Source organism: Streptococcus sp. Marseille-Q6488 (assembly GCF_946902925.1).
Lineage (GTDB): Bacteria > Bacillota > Bacilli > Lactobacillales > Streptococcaceae > Streptococcus.
In genome coordinates this window covers 56399-75823 of record NZ_CAMPPZ010000005.1, presented here as the reverse complement: position 1 = coordinate 75823, position 19425 = coordinate 56399, and the positions used below count along the sequence as shown (strand labels likewise).

The window sequence follows — 19425 nt, the reverse complement described above, 5'->3', positions numbered from 1 at the left end:
GATACCTAGGCTCAAAGTTTAGGTATGGAACTTCGAAGAAGGTCGCTACCGTCCGTCATTACTTAAGGAAAGTTTTAAAAAATCTATAAACAAAAAAGAGCCACTCGGCTCTTTTTGCTTTATTCTCCTTCAAAGGCATCTTTTATATGATCAAAGAAGCCCTTTTTCTTTGGATTGACTTTCAAGTCACCAGCAGCTGCAAATTCTTTCAAGGCTGCTTTTTGACGGTCGTTCAAGCCTGTCGGAGTCACGACATTAACGGTAACGTATTGGTCACCAACTGCACCACCACGAAGGCTTGGAGCTCCCTTGCCACGTAAGCGGAATTTCTTACCAGTCTGAGTTCCCTCTGGGATAACCAATTCAACATCACCGTGAACAGTTGGAATATCAACTGTATCACCAAGAGCTGCTTGGACAAAGTTAAGGTTCAGATTATAGAAGATAGTGGTTCCTTCACGTTCAAATTTATCGCTGGCTTCCACAGAAACCACTACATACAAGTCCCCATAAGGTCCACCGTTAAATCCTGCTTCACCTTGACCTGCTAGGCGAATTTGTTGACCTGTTTCCACACCAGCAGGAATTTTCACATGTACGCTATGCGCTTGTTTTTCATGCCCTGTTCCATGACAGGTTATACATGGATCTTTGATTTCTTTTCCGCGACCATGACAGACATCACAGGTTACTTGGCGACGCATCATACCAAGCGGAGTCTGTGTATCGACGTTAATGACACCAGCACCATGACAGCGTCCACAAGTGACTGGACTTGTTCCTGGCTTAGCACCTGAGCCATTACATGTACTACAGCTTGCTTCACGATTGTACTTAACCTCTTTTTCAGCTCCAAAAATAGCTTCTTCAAAAGTCAAATTCACACGATACTGGAGGTCATCCCCCTGACGAGGAGCATTTGGATTGCGTGAAGCACCGCCTCCGCCGAAGAAACTTGAGAAGATATCTTCAAAACCACCGAAGCCTCCTGCCCCATTGAAACCGCCAGCTCCACCACCAAAGCCTCCAAAGCCACCGTTGGCTCCAGCAGCACCATATTGGTCATAGGCTGCACGTTTTTGATCGTCACTCAAAGTCTCATAGGCTTCTTGAACTTCCTTGTACTTTTCCTCAGCACCAGGCTCCTTGTTGATATCTGGGTGGTATTTTTTGGAAAGCTTACGATAAGCCTTTTTGATTTCGTCTGCCGAAGCGTTTTTTGACACCCCCAGACGATCATAAAATTCAGTATTGTTCATAATTCAAGATACAAAGGGCGTCAAACGGACACAGCCAAAATAGGGGTTTTGACGACGGACGCTTGCGTCCTAGAAAAAACTATCTTTTTGGCACAGTCCGTAGCCCGTGTTCAATTCCCTGAACACCTTTGTTCCTTTCTATTGATATTTTGAATCAAACCTCGATTTAGGTCAGGTTCAATTCCTTTCTGTTATATTGAGTAAGAAATTTGGGAACCCGTGTTCAATTCCCTGAACACCTTTGTTCCTTTCTATAATTTTCATATAAATCTTTAAAGGCAGTTTTCTATACTCTGCTTCACTTGATCAAACTCTTCATCTGATAGAGTAAATATCAAATCCTCTTCAGCATACTCGTTCTGTTCTTTAAAATAGTTGTCCGTATTCTCTGCCAACCCTAAACCGAAAATCACTTTTCTTGCAAACTCTTGATGTGCAAAACCGATAGCCGTAATGATTTGTTTATCTTGGACAAGAACTTTCGGTTGGAAATTCTCACGTGGAAGAAATTCAAAATAGTCAAAGAAGTTTTGCCAAATTCCACCTGTAAATTTCGTGTCGTTCAACAAGCCTGCTTTCGCCAATAAAAGGGGCGCTGAAGAAATGGCTGCAATTAGGATATCTTGCTCATTAAGACTTCTCAAAAACGAGATCAATCTCTCATCTTGTAGAGCAGGACCTATATTTACCATTCCTGGCAAAATCACACAAGAATAATCTTCTATACGGATCTGATCCAATGTTTTCGTCGGTTGACAGGACAAACCATCCTCAGAGACCACCATCGAATTCTCAGAAGCTACATAATCAATCATGATATCAAAAGACAGAGCTAAAGTACTCGTTAAAGCGCTTATCTCATAAAGAGAAAAATTAGGATAAATGACACAAAGTACTTTTTTCATACGTAACATCCTCTATCTTATCGAAAAACAGAGGCTGGGTTGCAACCTCTGGATTTCTTCCTATCATTACGACGTTCGAGTTTTAAAAATCAAACTAGTAATGCTAAATCGAGCACTCCCTAACCTCTTGGTGAAAAAGACAAATCTTCCTAGAAACTAAAGTTTCTGCGTCAGATTTCCTATTTTCACTGTGAGGTTTTAACGGGATTTGCATCTTATTTTTCCGTAAACTCTCCGTCTACGACGTCATCGCCTGCGTTTCCTGTTGCTTGTGCGCCTTCTGCTCCTGCTTGAGCTTGTTGGGCTGCTGCGGCTTGTTCGTAGAGTTTAACAGCAAGTCCTTGAGCTTTTTCGTTCAATGCTTCAAGTTTTGCTTTCATGTCGTCCAAGTTGTTGTCTTCTTGAGCTTTCTTAAGGTCATCAAGGGCAGCTTGGGCAGCGTCACGTTCTGCGTCGAAACCTTTTCCTTCAGTTTCCTTGATAGTCTTTTCAGTTGCGAAGATTGCTTGGTCTACTTCGTTACGAAGGTCCACTTCTTCTTTACGTTTCTTATCTGCTTCAGCATTAGCTTCTGCATCTTTCATCATGCGGTCAATTTCTTCGTCAGTCAAGCCTGAGTTTGATTGGATGACAATTGTTTGTTCTTTTTGAGTTCCAAGGTCTTTAGCCTTAACAGAAACGATACCGTTCTTGTCAATGTCAAATGTTACTTCGATTTGAGGAATTCCACGAGGTGCAGCTGGGATATCTGTCAATTGGAAGCGTCCAAGAGTCTTGTTATCTGCTGCCATTGGGCGTTCACCTTGAAGAACGTGGATATCAACGGCTGGTTGGTTGTCTGCTGCAGTTGAGAAGACTTGTGATTTAGATGTTGGAATTGTTGTGTTACGGTCGATGAGTTTTGTGAAGACACCACCCATTGTTTCGATACCAAGTGACAATGGTGTTACGTCAAGAAGGACAACGTCTTTGACATCACCAGTAATCACACCACCTTGGATAGCCGCACCCATAGCAACTACTTCATCAGGGTTTACTGATTTGTTTGGTTCTTTACCAGTTTCAGCCTTAACAGCTTCAACAACGGCAGGGATACGAGTTGAACCACCAACAAGGATAACTTCGTCGATTTCTGACAAGCTCAAACCTGCATCTGAAAGGGCTTGACGAACTGGAACTTTTGTACGTTCTACAAGGTCACGAGTCAAATCGTCAAATTTCGCACGAGTCAAAGTCATTTCCAAGTGAAGAGGTCCAGCCTCACCTGCAGTGATAAATGGCAAGCTGATTTGAGTTGAAGTTACACCAGAAAGGTCTTTCTTCGCTTTTTCAGCTGCATCTTTCAAACGTTGCATTGCCATCTTGTCAGTAGACAAGTCAATACCGTTTTCTTTCTTGAATTCTGCTACCAAGTGGTCAATGATTTTTTGGTCAAAGTCGTCACCACCAAGTTTGTTGTCCCCTGCAGTTGACAATACGTCGAAGACACCGTCACCCAATTCAAGAATAGAGACGTCGAATGTACCACCACCAAGGTCAAATACCAAGATTTTTTCTTCTTTATCAGTCTTGTCCAAACCGTAAGCAAGGGCTGCTGCAGTTGGTTCGTTGACAATACGTTCTACTTCAAGACCAGCGATTTTACCAGCGTCTTTTGTTGCTTGACGTTGAGCATCGTTGAAGTAAGCTGGAACTGTGATAACTGCTTTCGTTACTTTTTCACCAAGGTAGTCTTCAGCGTAGCCTTTCAAGTATTGAAGAATCATAGCTGAGATTTCTTGTGGAGTGTATTCTTTTCCGTTTGCAGAAACTTTTTCAGAAGTTCCCATCTTAGATTTGATAGAGATAACTGTATCTGGGTTTGTGACTGCTTGACGTTTCGCAGCGTCACCAACGATGATTTCGCCGTTTTTGAATGAGACTACAGATGGAGTTGTACGGTTTCCTTCTGGGTTTGCGATGATTTTGCTTTCAGTTCCTTCAAGAACTGCAACTGCTGAGTTTGTTGTACCTAAGTCAATACCGATAATTTTAGACATGTGTTTTTCTCCTTAAATTTTAATTCGAATTTTGATTTTTTGATATTTCCCTTAAGTGGTGGGGACGTGAGCAACTCCCTTCGGGATTTCATCACTTATTTTTGAGCCTATTGTCTCAAAAATCCCCTGTTTCAGTAGCTTTTGCTACTGAAACTTTCACCACGGTGGGAAATATCTTCCTTGCAAGCCTCCGGCTTGCCTCTTATCTTTCTTTCATAGTTTAGTGTCGTTTCGGACAAGTTTTCTATTATGTAAATTGCGACACGAGGAGTCGAAATCGATTTTATTTCGACGACGAGTTAGTAAGGAGGCTAGGCAAACGCCATAGCGATTGCCGTTTTCTGACAAGTTGCTTCAGCTACCGTCAGAATTGCCTAATCGAACACGCCCTAAGCTCTGAGTAAAAAAGATAGATTTTCTTGTGTTCATCGAACACTTCGTCAATCTCCTATTTTTACTGTGAGCTTTTTACGGGCTTTGTATCTTAGTTATACACCACTACCATGGCTGGGCGTAGGATGCGGTCATGGAGTTTGTAGCCTTTTTGGAAGACTTGGGCGATGGTATCTGCTGGGTGTTCATCGTCTGCTGGAAGAGTTTGGATGGCCATATGGTAGTTATGGTCAAATTCACCGTCAGCTGCGATTTCTTCGATTCCTTCTTCTTTCAAAGCATGAATCAAACTTTCTTGCACCATTTCCAAGCCCTTCTTCACATCATCTGTCAAACCTTCAACTGCGAGTGCACGCTCAAGGTTGTCCAAAGAAGGGAGAATCGCTTTTGCCAAATCCTGGCTACGATAACGTTGCAAGTTTTGACGCTCTTCATTGGCACGGCGTTGAATGTTTTGCATTTCTGCATGAGCGCGAAGGTATTTGTTTTCAAATTCATCTGCACGTTCATTTGCCAAGTCCAATTCAGACTTCTCAGGAGTTGTTTCTTCTACCGTTTCCACAACTTCCTCTTCTTGAACTTCTTCTACTTCTTCATTTTTTATATCTTGGGCCATTTTCGCCTCCTTTAATGATTTCAATCTTAATGTACTTCGTAATGATTACTGCTGAGGTAGCGGTAAAAATCTGTCAACTTCATGGTCAAAACACGATTGACCACATTGACTTGGTTGATTAGCTGTTGGTAATCCAGATTAACCGGACCGATAATGGCTAGAATTCCAACTCCGCGATAAGGAATGAGGAACTTGCTACTAATCACCGCTAGGTCAGCTAGACAGGACTCTTGACTGTCCGCAACTCGGACATTTTGCATCTGATCCTCATGCATCCCCTCACGAATCTCCAGAGCCACCTTTTGCGGTTGATCAAAGAACTGATAAGCTGCCAGATTAGCAAAATTCAAGAGATTTACCTTGCCCGCCACTACAATGTTTTCGTTGAACATTTCCTTAAAAATGTGTTCAAAGAGATCGATAACATTGTCCGTTGTTGTAAAGTAACGCTGGATAATCTGCGGAATCTCCGTCCGAATCTTGTAGTGAATATCTAAAACGGTGTGGCCGAGGAAACGTTCCTGAATGATGCTCTTCAGCTTCAGCAAGTCCTCCTGCAAAAAGTTCCTTGGAATCAGAAACTGACTGGTAACCGTTCGCGACTCGTCTAGGGTGAATACTGCCAAGGCTGTATGTTGCCCCAAAACAACGATATCAAAGGCTGTCAACCGTTGCTTGCTGGGCTCAACATCCAGTGCTACTACCGTACAGCCACTCAAGTCTGTCAGTAGATTAGCAGCCTCTTGCAGAATATCCTCCAATTTGAAGAATTCCTGATCAAAGGCTTTGACAATCTCGTAAACCTCATTTTCAGCCAGTCGGTCAAAATCCAGTGAGTGTTTCACATAGTACTGAAAACCAGCAACACTTGGCATGCGACCGCTTGAAGTATGAGCCTTCTCAAGCAAACCTTGCTTTTCTAAAGCCGCCATGTCATTACGAATGGTTGCACTGCTAGAGTTAATAGACTCTTGCAAGGCTTTGGATCCGACAGGTTCGTGCGTTTTGGTAAAGATGTCAATAATCAGATTTAAAATATCCTGCTGACGCTCTGTAACCACCTCATCACTCCTCTCTGTCTGATCGATTAGCACTCAACATACTCAAGTGCTAACTCATGATTCTATTATACACCCTTAAAAGAGAATGTCAAGATAAAAACTCAAAAAATTAGCACTCTTTTGCCAAGAGTGCTAAAAATCGGTCTGAAGACCGAGAAACTCACCTTCCATCTACTTGATATTTCCTTTTTAGTCTGAAATAACCATAGATTAGATAAGAAATCATAAAGGCATATAGAACAAAAATGACAGAGAAAGGTTGCGACAGTTCTTCTCGAAACAAACTCATACAAACAACAAGACCGCCTAAGAAAGTAGCTGTACAGGAACGAAGTCTAGATCGCATAACTTCCCATCTAAGACCCTTGCTCATATCCTCCGGAAGTAAATCAAAAGATGATTTACGAAGAACCGAACAAGAACCTGCTTCTATCAATTCCCAACCGCTATTTCTAAAATCTTGCAGTTCATGCTTATATTTTTTAAGAAATCTAGAATCATAGATACAGTAGATGACATCGTCTGGTTGACATTGGTCAAAATAGAACAAACCAAAACGACTCGTTCTATACCTCCAACCTTTCAAATGCATCTCATGTAAATATTCTTCTTCCTTGTCCAAATCAACAATGGTGAAAAACCGAAATTGTACTTTGCTATTCATTACCTTACCTCCAAATCAGAAAACATACATGGTTTTATTTGTCAGATAATTCTTTCCATTTTTGAAACAAGCTCCAAAAAATATAAGAAATCTGAATCGCAAAAACTATCAATAAAACCCAATCTATTATGAAAATCAAAAACACTACCCAACTGAAAGAACTACCTCCACTGACAAACTTTGAGAAAACCGGTAGTAGAGCTAAAAAGAGAAGCAAAATAGGAAGCATCCGCCTCGTTAAAATCCGTTTGACCATAGCTAACTTCCCAGCAGCGTCATTATAGATTTCAAATTCTGCATTCGATTCAATTTCAGAATGAAGCTTTCTAAAGTAGGAAAACCCATTAAAGTCTGTAATATGCTCCCAGCCACAGTCTTTAAATAATTGTAAATAGGAGGCTCTATCTGATTTTTTCATGGGATAAAAGTCCAACTGATAAGATACTTGCTCAGGCTGACATTTTTCAAAGGTATACTTAACTGCAAACAATAAGATAGAATAACTTACTTTTCTAAGTTTCCAGCCCTTAGCATGCATTTTTCTAAGATATAAAGCCTCCCTCTCATAATCCGCAATTGTAAAAATTCGATAAACAACTTTCTTTTCCATCATCTTTCCTCCCGACTATTTCTGTAGAGTCGTTCAATACGTTTCAATTCAATCTCTAAGACTTTGCGTCCCAAGTCTGTAATCTGATAGATTTTACGCTTTTCCTCTTCGCGGACAAAGGAAATCAAACCATCCTTTTCCATTTTTGACAAGGTTCCATACATAGTCCCAGGACTAATCGAAACTTGAGAATCTGTCATCTCCTTGACCTTTTGCGTAATACTATAACCATGACCTTCCTTTTGCAGACAGAACAAGATATAAAAACCCGTTTCCGTCATCGGAAGATAAACTCGACGAATCTTATCCGTTAATTCCATTTGCATTCACCTCCTATTAAATTCGATATATCGCACTTCGTTATATAAAATATATCACACCTCGATATAAAATACAAGAAAAAAAGACCGCCCTCAGGCAATCTTTCTTCTATATTAGTATTAGTAAAGGTCTAAATAATTATCAATTTCCCATTGTGAAACGAAGGTTGCATAACTTGCCCATTCGATTCGCTTGGCTTCAAGGAAACTAGTATAGATATGTTCTCCCAGAGCTGCTCTGACAACTTCATCTTCAGTCAGAGCTTTCAAAGCGTTGTGAAGAGTTGATGGAAGGTCTGTAATACCAGCTTCCTTACGCTCTTCTGCTGTCATGATGTAGATATTTTCTTCGATAGGAGCTGGCGCTTCGATTTTATTTTCAATACCATGCAAACCAACTTCCAAAAGAACCGCCATAGCGATGTATGGGTTTGCCATCGGATCCACTGAACGCAACTCAAGACGAGTTCCCATACCACGTGAAGCAGGCACGCGCACAAGTGGCGAACGGTTACGACCAGCCCAAGCAATGTAAACAGGCGCTTCATAACCCGGAACCAAACGTTTGTATGAGTTAACCGTTGGGTTCATGATGGCAGTATAGTTGTAGGCATGTTTGATCAAACCGCCAAGGAAATGGTAGGCTGTTTCTGACAACTGCATTCCTTTTGGATCATTTGGATCAAAGAAGGCATTGTTTCCTTCTGTATCAAACAAGGACATATTACAGTGCATACCTGATCCAGCAATACCAAATTTTGGTTTGGCCATAAAGGTTGCATAAAGACCATGTTTGCGAGCAATGGTTTTAACAACAAGTTTAAAGATTTGAATCTTATCACAAGCACGGAGAACTTCATCGTACTTGAAATCAATCTCATGCTGTCCAACCGCAACCTCATGGTGACTTGCTTCTACTTCAAATCCCATTTTGGTCAAGACATTGACAATCTCACGACGTGTATTGTCCGCAAGGTCAGTAGGCGCCAAATCAAAGTAGCCACCCTTGTCATTCACTTCAAGTGTTGGGTCTCCATTTTCATCCAACTTAAATAGGAAGAATTCTGGCTCTGGACCAAGGTTGAAGGACTTGAATCCTACTTCCTCCATGTGACGAAGAGCACGCTTCAAATTGCCACGAGGGTCTCCTGCAAATGGTTCACCTTCTGTTGTATAGACATCACAGATCAAACCTGCAACACTTCCATTTTCATCTCCCCAGGGGAAGACTGTCCATGTATCCAAGTCTGGGTACAAGTACATATCCGACTCATTGATACGTACAAAACCTTCGATAGAAGATCCATCAAACATAGCCTTGTTTGACAAGACTTTATCTAACTGTTCATCTGTAGCAGGAATTTCGACGTTTTTCATGGTTCCCAAAATATCTGAGAACATGAGACGGATAAAGGTAACATTTTTTTCCTTGACTTCACGACGAATATCTGCAGCTGTGATTGGCATGAGTTTTCTCCTTAATGTATGACTACTTGCGGTTGCCTAACCGCGACCAAAAGGTGACTGTACTGAAGCAAAGCGACCCTGTTGGAGGAGTTCATTGTGAAGTGCACGGCGCACCTCAGTCTGACTAACCGCTTTCTTGGATTTCGCTTCACGTTCAGCATATTTTTTCTTAATGGCAGCGATATTATAACCTTCAGAGATATAATCTTTGATTTCAAGCAGACGATCCATGTCATTCAAGGAATACATGCGACGGTTCCCTTCGTTTCGATCAGGCTTAATCAACTCTTGATCTTCATAATAACGAATCTGGCGCGCCGATAGATCGGTCAACTTCATAACACTGCCGATAGGAAAAACAGCCATATTTCGGCGAAATTCTTTTTCCTTCATTTACAATTTCCTTCTTTCTGTCTATTATAGTCTAAAAAAAGACAAACGTCAATTGATAATGTTATAAAATGTAACATTATTTTTCTTTCTTCTCTAAAAAGAGTCGAATGCGGTCGATATCGTAATTTACGAGAATTGCGACAAAAACTCCCATAAAAGTTTCCGATACACGCGCAAATACGTACAAAATTGTTTCTCCACTCGGAATTGATAGGGTAATGATTAACATGGCTGCTACACCGCCAATAACACCTGCTTTGTTATTCATGGCTACATTTGTCATAATGGTTAACATGGTGCAGATTGGAACAACTACCAAGGTCACCCAAAAGGCTTCGTGGAAAAAACTATTTATTAGGAAGAAAACCAAGGCATAGAGGCCACCAATACTATTTCCTAGAATACGCGAAGTCCCAAAATGAACACTCTTATCAAAACTCTCCCTCAGGCTAAAAACAGCTGTCAAAGCACCAATTTGAAGACCTTTCCAGCCAAAAAAGCCAAAAATCAAGAGAACTAGGAAAACAGCAATACCTGTTTTAAAAGTTCGCATACCAAGTTTAAACTGGGATTTATCGAATTTATATTTTTTAAAATAACTCATAATCTCAACTTTCTATTTCCATTTTATCATAATTTGGGTGATTTTATGAGGAATAGTTGAGAGGAAGCGTTTTTATTTTGAGCAAAAGAAAAGAGGAACTTTCATCCCTCTCTTCTTTGATTCATTTAGTTAATCTTATTTTTCTGTCAAGGCTGCAAGTCCTGGAAGAACTTTATACTCAATGAAAATCAAAGAACAAACTAGGAAACTAGCCGCAGGCTGTACTTGAGTACGGCAAGGCGACGTTGACGTGGTTTGAAGAGATTTTCGAAGAGTATTACCTTCAAGAAGCTCCATTGATGCCCCACCACCGCGTCACAAATACCTACACTAACACAAAAAGGTGACATAGCCACCTTTTTGTTAACGTTTCAGTTTTCTTCCTTTTTCTACAAAATCAGGATTTTGTAGAGACTAACGGGCTGAAATTATTTTTCTGTAAGTGCAGCCAAACCTGGCAATACTTTACCTTCAAGAAGTTCCATTGATGCTCCACCACCAGTAGAGATCCATGAGAACTTGTCTGCACGTCCAAGGTTGATTGCTGCGGCAGCTGAATCACCACCACCGATGATTGATTTAACGCCTGGTTGTTTCACGATAGCGTCCATCACACCGATTGTACCAGCTTGGAAGTCTGGGTTTTCAAATACACCCATAGGTCCGTTCCATACAACTGTTTTGGCACCAGTCAAAGCTTCGTCAAATTTAGCGATAGATTTTGGACCGATGTCAAGACCAAGGAAGCCTTCAGAAACTGCTTCACCTTCAGTGTCACGCACTTCAGTGTAACCAGCAAATGCGTTAGCTTCTTTAGAGTCAACTGGTAAGATCAATTTTCCGTTTGCTTTTTCAAGAAGAGCTTTCGCAACATCCAATTTGTCTTCTTCTACAAGTGAGTTACCGATTTCGATACCTTGTGCTTTGTAGAATGTGTAAGTCATACCACCACCGATAAGGACTTTATCAGCTTTTTCAAGCAAGTTTTCGATAACACCGATCTTGTCTGAAACTTTTGAACCACCAAGGATAGCTACGAATGGACGTTCTGGAGTTTCAACTGCTTCTTGGATGTAGGCAATTTCGTTTTCAAGAAGGAAACCAGCAACTGCTTTTTCAACATTTGCTGAGATACCAACGTTAGATGCGTGTGCACGGTGAGCTGTACCGAATGCATCGTTTACGAAGATACCATCTCCAAGTGATGCCCAGTATTTACCAAGTTCAGGATCGTTTTTAGATTCTTTTTTGCCGTCAACATCTTCGTAACGAGTGTTTTCAACCAAGAGAACTTGTCCATCTTCAAGAGCGTTGATTGCTGCTTCCAATTCAGCACCACGAGTGACACCTGGGAAAACAACATCTTGACCCAATTTAGCAGCCAAGTCAGCAGCTACAGGAGCAAGTGATTTACCAGCTTTATCAGCTTCTTCTTTCACACGTCCAAGGTGAGAGAAAAGAATTGCACGTCCACCTTGTTTGATGATGTACTTAATAGTTGGAAGAGCTGCTGTGATACGGTTGTCGTTAGTGATTACGCCATCTTTCAATGGTACGTTGAAGTCAACACGAACGAGGACTTTTTTACCTTTCAAGTCAACGTCTTTAACAGTAAGTTTTGCCATGTTACAAAAACCCCTTTATTTATTTTATTCGAAACTATTATATCACACTTTGGAAATATAAGGAAAGATTTCACAAGATTTTTCGATATTTAATCTTTGTGGCATGCTAGAGTATATTATTTTTGCTTTTTCTAACGAATTTTCTTTCTAAAATCTTAGCTTAACACTTGTTAGATTTACTTTTATCCTTTAAAATAGAATAGGAGAAATTCCGTTATTATTTTTCGGAGGAAAAAGAAATGTCCATTAATTGGCAGGAAATTTTATTTCACTTTTTAGGTGGTCTGGGGCTATTCTTATATAGTATCAAGACCATGGGAGACGGTTTACAACAAGCTGCTGGAGATCGCCTTCGTTTTTACATTGACAAATATACTAGTAATCCTTTCTTTGGAGTTCTGGTTGGTATTGGGATGACTGCTCTAATTCAGTCTAGTTCTGGTGTAACAGTTATCACAGTCGGCCTGGTCAGTGCCGGTCTCCTAACCTTACGTCAGGCTATCGGGATTGTCATGGGAGCTAATATTGGGACAACAGTCACATCCTTTCTTATTGGATTTAAACTAGGTGACTATGCCCTGCCTATGCTCTTTATCGGTGCTGTCTGCCTCTTCTTTACAAAAAATCGGACAGTCAATAATATCGGACGCATCCTCTTTGGTGTCGGTGGTATCTTTTTTGCCCTCAATCTTATGAGCGGTGCAATGGCTCCACTCAAAGATTTACAGGTCTTTAAAGACTATATGATTGAGCTAAGTAAGAATCCTGTTTTGGGTGTCTTTGTCGGTACCGGCTTGACCTTACTGATTCAAGCTTCCTCGGCTACCATCGGGATTTTACAAAACCTCTATGCCAGCAATCTCATTGACCTGCAAGGAGCTTTGCCAGTTCTATTTGGTGACAATATCGGGACAACCATTACAGCCATCATTGCCTCTTTAGGTGCTAATATTGCAGCTAAACGGGTAGCAGGAGCTCATGTTGCCTTCAACGTTATCGGAACAGTCGTCTGCGTTATTTTTCTAGTTCCTTTTACAGCCCTGATTCATTGGTTTGAATCTACGCTAAATCTAGCACCGGAAATGACCATTGCCTTCGCCCACGGAACCTTTAATATTACCAACACCATTGTCCAATTTCCATTTATCGGAGCTCTGGCTTACTTTGTAACCAAGATTATTCCTGGAGAGGACGAGGTTGTCAAATACGAACCCTTATATCTTGATGAACATTTCATCAAACAAGCCCCATCTATCGCTCTCGGAAATGCTAAGAAAGAGCTCTTGCACTTAGGAAACTACGCTGCTAAAGCCTTTGACCTTTCCTATAAGTACATCATTGACTTGGATGAAAAAGTTGCTGAAAAAGGGCATAAAACCGAAGAAGCCATTAACACCATCGATGAGCAATTAACACGTTATCTCATTGCCCTTTCAAGCGAAGCTCTCAGTCAAAAAGAAAGCGAAGTGCTCACCAATATCCTTGATTCCTCCCGTGATTTGGAACGGATTGGAGACCACGCGGAGGCTCTACTCAATCTGACTGACTATCTTCAACGGAAAAATGTTGAATTTTCTGATGCCGCCTTGAAAGAATTAGAGGAAGTTTACCGTCAAACTAGTGACTTTATCAAAGATGCTCTGGATAGTGTGGAAAACAATGATATTGAAAAAGCACGCAGTCTTGTAGAACGTCATGAAGCAATCAATAACATAGAGCGTGTTCTCAGAAAAACCCACATCAAACGCCTCAACAAGGGCGAATGTTCAACACAAGCTGGGGTCAACTTTATCGACATCATCTCACACTACACTCGTGTATCAGACCACGCTATGAACCTTGCTGAGAAGGTTTTTGCAGAACAAATCTAAGAACCAAGAAGCTATCCTGAATGGGATGGCTTTTTGCTTTTTCCTAAGCAAGACTAGGCTGAATAAAACTGAAAGAGTATTCTGCAGATATAGTGGATTAAATTAAAAAAGTATAGTGTATTGAATCTATAACAGTACACCTTGACTGCTAAAATATTTCTATAAATTGATTTGGCTTTCCGAATTAATTTGTTCAGATTTTATTTCATTTCAATATACTGATAAATCCATTCACTAGCACAGGGCAAGAGGGAGTCGCTATTGATTTCAACGGTAGTAGGTACATACAGAGGACTCCTACCTCAGATATACTGCAATATCATCGTATGCAAAAAACCTCTGAGATTCTTCTCAAAGGTTCTGATTTGGCTAATTACTGTTCTCAACCGCTGCAGTAATAAAGGCAGTGTAGAGTTCTTCTGGACGGTTTGGACGGCTTGACAATTCAGGGTGATACTGACAAGCTACAAAGAATTTATTTTCTGGAATTTCCACGATTTCTACCAAACGATTGTCTGGAGAAACACCTGAGAAGACAAAACCTGCTGCCTCAAACTGCTCACGGAAGGCGTTGTTAAACTCATAGCGGTGACGGTGACGGCGTTGCACCACTTCTTGATTGTGATAAGCAGCTGCTGCCTTAGAGCCACGTTTTAGTTTAGACGGATAAAGTCCCAAGCGAAGGGTTCCACCCATATCCTCAACATCAATCTGATCACGCATGATATCAATGATAGGGTATTTTGTTTCTGGTGCAAGCTCTGCAGAATTGGCACCTTCAAGACCTAAAACGTGACGAGCAAATTCAATACAAGTTAACTGCATTCCCAAGCAGACACCTAACATTGGAACATCATTTTCACGCGCATAGCGAATGGCTTGGATTTTCCCTTCCGTACCACGTTGACCAAAACCACCTGGTACGATGATTCCATCCGCATCAGACAAAAGCTCTGCCACATTCTCTGCTGTCACATCATTGGCATTGACCCAATTGATTTTAACTTCTGCATCGTTGGCATAACCAGAGTGTTTCAAGGCTTCGACCACTGAGATGTAGGCATCTTGCAACTCAACATACTTACCGACAAGGGAAATTTTAACTTGTTTCTTGAGATTCATGACCTTATCCACCATGGCTGACCATTCTGTCATATCTGCTACTGGTGCGTCTAATTTCAAATGGTCACAAACAATTTGGTCCATCCCTTGTGCCTGCAAGTTCAGTGGAATTTGGTAAAGGTGTTCAACATCCAACGATTCGATAACGGCTTCTGGTGCCACATCACAGAACTGGGCCAGTTTGTTTTTAATTCCTTGACCAGCTGGCTCTTCTGTACGAATAACCAACATATTTGGTTGGATTCCCAATCCACGCAATTCTTTTACAGAGTGCTGAGTTGGTTTGGTCTTCATTTCACCAGCAGCCTTGAGGTAAGGAAGCAAGGTTGTATGGATGTACATAACATTATCCGCCCCCACATCTGCCTTCATCTGACGAAGGGCCTCTAGGAATGGCAAAGACTCGATATCTCCAACGGTTCCACCGACCTCTGTGATAATGACATCAGAGTCTGTCGTTACAGCTGCACGCTTGATTTTTTCTTTCAAAGTATCTGTGATATGAGGAATGACCTGAACAGTTGCCCCAAGGTATTCTCCACGGCGTTCTTTACGAAGCACTTCACTGTAAATTTTCCCAGTTGTCACGTTGGAATATTTGTTGAGATTGATATCGATGAAACGTTCATAGTGACCCAAGTCCAAATCTGTCTCAGCTCCGTCATCTGTCACAAAAACTTCCCCGTGCTGGTAAGGACTCATGGTTCCCGGATCAATATTGATATAAGGGTCAAATTTTTGAATGGTTACTTTGAGACCACGATTTTTCAAGAGACGGCCCAGACTCGCTGCGACAATCCCTTTCCCAATAGACGACACCACACCACCAGTTACAAAAATATATTTCGTAGACATAGATTCCTCTTTCTAAAATGCTCAAGACCTTGTTTACTACGAGGGGAGATAGAAAACAAGACCCTACTAATAAGAATAACCTGGGACTACTGCACCAGATTCACAACTAATACTCTTCGAAAATCTCTTCAAACCGCGTCAACGTCGCCTTGCCGTAGATATGTGTTCCTGACTTTGTCAGTCTTATCTACAACCTCAAAACAGTGTTTTGAGCAACCTGCGGCTAGTTTCCTAGTTTGCTCTTTGATTTTCATTGAGTATAAAATACAAGAAGATAACTTCTTGAAAAAACAAAAATAGCTCCCTAAGAACTAGGGAGCCCCGACCTCTAAAAGAGGTGCCCGAACAATATGATACCTAAAAATAGGATAATTGTCAATAGCTAACTTTTATTCCTCGCTGGTTTCAGCGTCGTCATCTGAAAAATCGTCGTCTTCTTCGTTGAGATCCACGTCTTCACCTAAGTCATCAGGGGCGATTTCGTTGATTTCTGCATCATAAGCTTCCACTTCATTTTTCTCATCATCTGGATTTTCATCATCATATGAAAGAGCTGGATCTGCTTCGTATGCATCTTCGTCTTCTGGGTCATCTGTATTGTAGTCAATAGCATCTGAATCGCCGTCCATGAAGGCATTGACACGTTTTTTCTTAGCTTTTGGTGCTACTTCATCGTCATCATTTTCCTCAAGAGCGATAATTTCTTCATCGATTTCATCCACACCATACCATGAACGAAGACCCCATTTGTTGTCTCCAAGTGAGATGAAGCTACCGTCAAAGTTCAACTCTGTGTAGAACAAAGGCAAAGCTTCACGGATATCGCTGTTTGATGTTCCAAGGTAGTTTTGAATTTCGTTTACAAGATCGCTAAAATGCATCTCATGATCGCGACCACGAAGTTCCAAGATAGCACGCGCTACCTCAATCATAGATAGTTCACTTTTTTCTTGCCCAGCAAATACTTCTAATTCCAAAGCGTTTCTCCTCATTTATACTACTATCGCCAGAGCGAACAGACTCTGACCTCATTTTATCATTTACTCTTTATTTTACGATAATTTTACGGAATAGTCAAAGGTTAAGGGGGAGAAAGTGACAGGATTAAACTAATTTCAATATAAAACTCATTCCTTTTTCTGTTGCTCCATTTCCCACAAATCCAAGCGACTTGAAACACCTCCTAGAAGCATGATTGTAGGTGTAGATTTCCTTGACTTTCAATTCTTTCCATCCTTTTACTCGAGCCAATTCAATCAAAGTACTTAGAACCTTTTTCCCAAGCCCTCGATGTTGGTAAGCGGGATTCCCAATCACAATGGGGAGATTATCCTGAGATAGTGTAACATCCCCAATTGGAAACCATTCTCCCTTCTCCTTGACTTCAATCCAAAAAAGTTCACCATGCTGATCCAAATGGGAATACATGGCTTCCAAAGTTTCTTGACTATAAGGTCTCTTCACACCATCTACGAGGTAAACTAAGTCCACGTTCTGATACCAAGCAAAAGCTTCCTCACAATGATTGACCTTACAATAAGGAACAAGACGTAGTGAATTATCTATTTGTAAAATCCGTTTCATCTGCTTTCCTTTTCAATAAGAGAGTTGCTGCTTGATTAAAACCCTCACACCAGTTATACCATTTTGCTTCATACTCATCTTGAGCTAAGATATGATTTTTTAAATCCAGAACAGAGTAAATCTTTCTTTCCTCACAAGCTTGCGCATAGAGATGATATAGTTCATCACCACCATCTCTATCCCACTCAGCAGAAATCGTATCCCGACCTGCCAATAAAGCCTGATAAGCCCTGTGATGCCCATCTGTAATCAACAAGCAATTTCCAAATGCAAGAATACTGATTGGATCGACTTGGATTGTTTCTGCCGACTGATAAAGTGTCTGGATGCCTGCTAGTTTCTTTTCTGATAAGTATAGTTGAGTCGGATGGAGAGCTTTTATGTTGACTTTCATTTCTTTCTCCTCAAGAGAATTTGATATTCACTTCTGCTTACCTTTAAATCGCCATTGGAAGCGGAGCTTGTCATAAAAGGGAAATTCGATAAACAAGACTCCCAAACCCACACAGAAACTGGCAAGAACATCTGATGGATAGTGAACTCCCAGATAGACCCTTGATACCAGCACACTGACTAGATAGAGAGCAAGGACGATTTGTACGATTTTTCTCCAGACTGGATTTTTCATCCGTTGACTGAGAATGACAATCAGAGAGCCGACCATCAAGGTTACAGCCAGAGAATGACCACTTGGGAAGGAAAATCCCTTCTCCTCAACCAAGTGTAAAATAGCTGGTCGTGGGCGCTGATAAATATTTTTAAAGGTCACGATTAAAAAACCTGCCAAAGCCAAATTTCCCAGCATGAAGAAACTTTCTATCTTCCATCGCTTACGATAAAAGATAAAAGCTGTAATGACAACCCAAGTGATAATCACTGGAATATCAATCAAGCGTGTGATGGTCCTGAAAAGAATAGTCAAGTAATCTGGCAAGTCTCCTCGAACAACAGTCTGTATCGGTTGGTCAAAACCGACCAGCGTGTCAGGGTAAAATTTGACCATGTAGCCAAGAATAACGAAAAGTAAAAGGGCAAAACTGCCCTTCATTAAAAATGTTTGTTTATCTCTCATAATGTTTTAAGGTTGGTTTCAAGAGAACATACAACAACCAGAATGAAACGGCAAAGATTACACCCTCAATCAAGTTAAAAGGTAATACCATGGTCATTAGGTAGTTGGAAAGTCCCAAAATTTTTCCAATATCAAAGTTAGCAAACTTAGCGTACAAAGGAACAGCATAAACATAGTTGAGAACCAACATTGCCACGGTTAAACCAATAGTCCCAGCTAGAGAGCCTAGCAGGAAACGAAGAGTTGTCCGTTCCTTTTTCCAAATCAAAGCAAATACGATGACAAAAACTCCCAAAGCTACGATATTCATTGGCAAACCAATGTAAGTATTCACTCCCTGGCTGTTAAGAAGCAGTTTCAAGAGTGAGCGAAGCAAGAGAACTCCTAGAGCAGCAGGCAAATCCATGACCACCAGACCCACAAGGACTGGCAAGATACTAAATTCGATCTTGAGGAAGGATGCCGCTGGCAAGAGCGGAAAGTCAAAGTACATCAGCACAAATGAGATGGCTGATAGAATTGCAATGGTCGAAAGTCGACGTGTGTTTGTCATAACAGGTTCCTCCAATTTTCTATAAAATCAGAAGAAGTTAGAAAGGATTCCTCTATCTATTCTCACTTTTTATATCCCAAATCTTCCCTCTCACTCTATTAAGAAAATTCAAGCAAGCGGTTACAGTTTAGCTATAAATCTATCAGAACAGACAAAGCTATTCTTTCGTCTTCTCCCATCCAGACTATACTGTCGGTTGTGGAATCTCACCACATCAGCTTACGCTCGCGGACTTATTTGGCTAAGATATTTTATATTTATCTAGGCGTCGCAGTCGAAGATAATACTTAAAGTATATCGAGACAAGACAACGACGAGAAAGCTAAAATAGCTAGTCAAATTTACCGCCGGTCGGGAATTTCACCCTGCCCTGAAGACTCTTTTATCATAACAAAAAACGCTTGCAAGCGCA

General features: G+C 41.0%; 21 protein-coding genes and 1 riboswitch. Of the genes, 1 reads left to right on the top strand and 20 read right to left on the bottom strand.

The annotated features are described in order from the left end of the window. Window positions 1-119: 119 nt before the first annotated feature. From dnaJ to OVN23_RS01905, 13 genes are all read right to left on the bottom strand, one after another. On the bottom strand, window positions 120-1259 hold the full coding sequence (gene dnaJ / locus OVN23_RS01965) for a molecular chaperone DnaJ (protein WP_267240302.1): 1140 nt from the start codon (window positions 1257-1259) through the stop codon (window positions 120-122). A gap of 272 nt (window positions 1260-1531) precedes the next feature. Next, window positions 1532-2164, bottom strand: coding sequence for a DJ-1/PfpI family protein (locus OVN23_RS01960; RefSeq protein ID WP_267240301.1), 633 nt, complete (start codon window positions 2162-2164; stop codon window positions 1532-1534). A 215-nt stretch (window positions 2165-2379) separates the two neighbouring features. Further along, on the bottom strand, window positions 2380-4203 hold the full coding sequence (gene dnaK / locus OVN23_RS01955; RefSeq protein ID WP_000034661.1) for a molecular chaperone DnaK: 1824 nt from the start codon (window positions 4201-4203) through the stop codon (window positions 2380-2382). 484 nt (window positions 4204-4687) lie between these two features. Continuing rightward, the gene (gene grpE / locus OVN23_RS01950) at window positions 4688-5212 is read right to left on the bottom strand and encodes a nucleotide exchange factor GrpE (RefSeq protein WP_000046038.1); all 525 of its coding nucleotides are present in this window, start codon (window positions 5210-5212) and stop codon (window positions 4688-4690) included. A gap of 26 nt (window positions 5213-5238) precedes the next feature. After that, a complete protein-coding gene (gene hrcA, locus OVN23_RS01945) occupies window positions 5239-6273 on the bottom strand; it encodes a heat-inducible transcriptional repressor HrcA (RefSeq protein ID WP_173219761.1) in 1035 nt (344 codons plus the stop codon). Between the two features lie 160 nt (window positions 6274-6433). Then, a complete protein-coding gene (locus OVN23_RS01940; protein ID WP_112444458.1) occupies window positions 6434-6937 on the bottom strand; it encodes a DUF2812 domain-containing protein in 504 nt (167 codons plus the stop codon). 34 nt (window positions 6938-6971) lie between these two features. Next, window positions 6972-7547 carry a DUF2812 domain-containing protein gene (locus OVN23_RS10300; protein WP_173219846.1) on the bottom strand — a complete coding sequence of 192 codons (576 nt, stop codon included), beginning with the start codon at window positions 7545-7547 and terminating at the stop codon, window positions 6972-6974. After that, window positions 7547-7867 carry a PadR family transcriptional regulator gene (locus OVN23_RS01930; RefSeq protein WP_173253096.1) on the bottom strand — a complete coding sequence of 107 codons (321 nt, stop codon included), beginning with the start codon at window positions 7865-7867 and terminating at the stop codon, window positions 7547-7549. Before OVN23_RS01930 ends, OVN23_RS10300 begins: the two co-directional genes overlap by 1 nt. Before the next feature lie 120 nt (window positions 7868-7987). Next, on the bottom strand, window positions 7988-9334 hold the full coding sequence (gene glnA / locus OVN23_RS01925; RefSeq protein ID WP_173253095.1) for a type I glutamate--ammonia ligase: 1347 nt from the start codon (window positions 9332-9334) through the stop codon (window positions 7988-7990). Between the two features lie 36 nt (window positions 9335-9370). Further along, complete coding sequence (gene glnR / locus OVN23_RS01920) at window positions 9371-9727, bottom strand: transcriptional repressor GlnR (RefSeq protein WP_000659547.1); 357 nt, start codon at window positions 9725-9727, stop codon at window positions 9371-9373. A gap of 76 nt (window positions 9728-9803) precedes the next feature. Then, on the bottom strand, window positions 9804-10331 hold the full coding sequence (locus OVN23_RS01915; RefSeq protein ID WP_000119914.1) for an FUSC family protein: 528 nt from the start codon (window positions 10329-10331) through the stop codon (window positions 9804-9806). Window positions 10332-10466: 135 nt separating this feature from the next. Next, a complete protein-coding gene (locus tag OVN23_RS01910; protein WP_173229513.1) occupies window positions 10467-10628 on the bottom strand; it encodes a hypothetical protein in 162 nt (53 codons plus the stop codon). A 131-nt stretch (window positions 10629-10759) separates the two neighbouring features. Then, on the bottom strand, window positions 10760-11956 hold the full coding sequence (locus OVN23_RS01905; RefSeq protein ID WP_173253094.1) for a phosphoglycerate kinase: 1197 nt from the start codon (window positions 11954-11956) through the stop codon (window positions 10760-10762). 239 nt (window positions 11957-12195) lie between these two features. On the opposite strand from OVN23_RS01905, the gene OVN23_RS01900 reads away from it, so the two are divergent. Continuing rightward, window positions 12196-13827, top strand: a complete 1632-nt coding sequence (locus OVN23_RS01900) for a Na/Pi cotransporter family protein (RefSeq protein WP_138703645.1) — start codon at window positions 12196-12198, stop codon at window positions 13825-13827. Window positions 13828-14196: 369 nt separating this feature from the next. Here the strand turns inward: OVN23_RS01900 and OVN23_RS01895 are convergent, their stop codons facing one another. The 7 genes from OVN23_RS01895 to OVN23_RS01865 all read right to left on the bottom strand — a co-directional run bounded on the left by OVN23_RS01895 (window position 14197) and on the right by OVN23_RS01865 (window position 19013). After that, window positions 14197-15804, bottom strand: a complete 1608-nt coding sequence (locus OVN23_RS01895) for a CTP synthase (RefSeq protein ID WP_173253093.1) — start codon at window positions 15802-15804, stop codon at window positions 14197-14199. A gap of 128 nt (window positions 15805-15932) precedes the next feature. Next, window positions 15933-16058, bottom strand: coding sequence for a hypothetical protein (locus tag OVN23_RS01890; protein ID WP_000693061.1), 126 nt, complete (start codon window positions 16056-16058; stop codon window positions 15933-15935). 135 nt (window positions 16059-16193) lie between these two features. After that, entirely contained in the window at window positions 16194-16781 is a 588-nt protein-coding gene (gene rpoE, locus OVN23_RS01885) for a DNA-directed RNA polymerase subunit delta (RefSeq protein WP_173253092.1), read from the bottom strand. A 127-nt stretch (window positions 16782-16908) separates the two neighbouring features. Continuing rightward, window positions 16909-17388, bottom strand: coding sequence for a GNAT family N-acetyltransferase (locus OVN23_RS01880; protein ID WP_173253091.1), 480 nt, complete (start codon window positions 17386-17388; stop codon window positions 16909-16911). Beyond that, window positions 17363-17782, bottom strand: a complete 420-nt coding sequence (locus tag OVN23_RS01875) for a chromosome partitioning protein ParB (protein WP_173253090.1) — start codon at window positions 17780-17782, stop codon at window positions 17363-17365. The genes OVN23_RS01880 and OVN23_RS01875 overlap by 26 nt, the downstream gene beginning before the upstream one ends. A 27-nt stretch (window positions 17783-17809) precedes the next feature. Next, on the bottom strand, window positions 17810-18460 hold the full coding sequence (locus tag OVN23_RS01870) for a phosphatase PAP2 family protein (protein ID WP_173276056.1): 651 nt from the start codon (window positions 18458-18460) through the stop codon (window positions 17810-17812). After that, complete coding sequence (locus OVN23_RS01865) at window positions 18450-19013, bottom strand: ECF transporter S component (protein ID WP_084861966.1); 564 nt, start codon at window positions 19011-19013, stop codon at window positions 18450-18452. The genes OVN23_RS01870 and OVN23_RS01865 overlap by 11 nt, the downstream gene beginning before the upstream one ends. A gap of 163 nt (window positions 19014-19176) precedes the next feature. Continuing rightward, window positions 19177-19395: riboswitch (FMN riboswitch) on the bottom strand. Window positions 19396-19425: the final 30 nt, after the last annotated feature.

What these genes read in the sequence shown, in the direction of transcription:
- dnaJ (WP_267240302.1), bottom strand. Translation starts at nt 1,259, where the DNA reads ATGAACAATACTGAATTTTATGATCGTCTGGGGGTGTCAAAAAACGCT.
- OVN23_RS01960 (WP_267240301.1), bottom strand. Translation starts at nt 2,164, where the DNA reads ATGAAAAAAGTACTTTGTGTCATTTATCCTAATTTTTCTCTTTATGAG.
- dnaK (WP_000034661.1), bottom strand. Translation starts at nt 4,203, where the DNA reads ATGTCTAAAATTATCGGTATTGACTTAGGTACAACAAACTCAGCAGTT.
- grpE (WP_000046038.1), bottom strand. Translation starts at nt 5,212, where the DNA reads ATGGCCCAAGATATAAAAAATGAAGAAGTAGAAGAAGTTCAAGAAGAG.
- OVN23_RS01940 (WP_112444458.1), bottom strand. Translation starts at nt 6,937, where the DNA reads ATGAATAGCAAAGTACAATTTCGGTTTTTCACCATTGTTGATTTGGAC.
- OVN23_RS10300 (WP_173219846.1), bottom strand. Translation starts at nt 7,547, where the DNA reads ATGGAAAAGAAAGTTGTTTATCGAATTTTTACAATTGCGGATTATGAG.
- OVN23_RS01930 (WP_173253096.1), bottom strand. Translation starts at nt 7,867, where the DNA reads ATGGAATTAACGGATAAGATTCGTCGAGTTTATCTTCCGATGACGGAA.
- glnA (WP_173253095.1), bottom strand. Translation starts at nt 9,334, where the DNA reads ATGCCAATCACAGCTGCAGATATTCGTCGTGAAGTCAAGGAAAAAAAT.
- glnR (WP_000659547.1), bottom strand. Translation starts at nt 9,727, where the DNA reads ATGAAGGAAAAAGAATTTCGCCGAAATATGGCTGTTTTTCCTATCGGC.
- OVN23_RS01915 (WP_000119914.1), bottom strand. Translation starts at nt 10,331, where the DNA reads ATGAGTTATTTTAAAAAATATAAATTCGATAAATCCCAGTTTAAACTT.
- OVN23_RS01910 (WP_173229513.1), bottom strand. Translation starts at nt 10,628, where the DNA reads ATGGAGCTTCTTGAAGGTAATACTCTTCGAAAATCTCTTCAAACCACG.
- OVN23_RS01905 (WP_173253094.1), bottom strand. Translation starts at nt 11,956, where the DNA reads ATGGCAAAACTTACTGTTAAAGACGTTGACTTGAAAGGTAAAAAAGTC.
- OVN23_RS01900 (WP_138703645.1), top strand. Translation starts at nt 12,196, where the DNA reads ATGTCCATTAATTGGCAGGAAATTTTATTTCACTTTTTAGGTGGTCTG.
- OVN23_RS01895 (WP_173253093.1), bottom strand. Translation starts at nt 15,804, where the DNA reads ATGTCTACGAAATATATTTTTGTAACTGGTGGTGTGGTGTCGTCTATT.
- OVN23_RS01890 (WP_000693061.1), bottom strand. Translation starts at nt 16,058, where the DNA reads ATGAAAATCAAAGAGCAAACTAGGAAACTAGCCGCAGGTTGCTCAAAA.
- OVN23_RS01880 (WP_173253091.1), bottom strand. Translation starts at nt 17,388, where the DNA reads ATGAAACGGATTTTACAAATAGATAATTCACTACGTCTTGTTCCTTAT.
- OVN23_RS01875 (WP_173253090.1), bottom strand. Translation starts at nt 17,782, where the DNA reads ATGAAAGTCAACATAAAAGCTCTCCATCCGACTCAACTATACTTATCA.
- OVN23_RS01870 (WP_173276056.1), bottom strand. Translation starts at nt 18,460, where the DNA reads ATGAGAGATAAACAAACATTTTTAATGAAGGGCAGTTTTGCCCTTTTA.
- OVN23_RS01865 (WP_084861966.1), bottom strand. Translation starts at nt 19,013, where the DNA reads ATGACAAACACACGTCGACTTTCGACCATTGCAATTCTATCAGCCATC.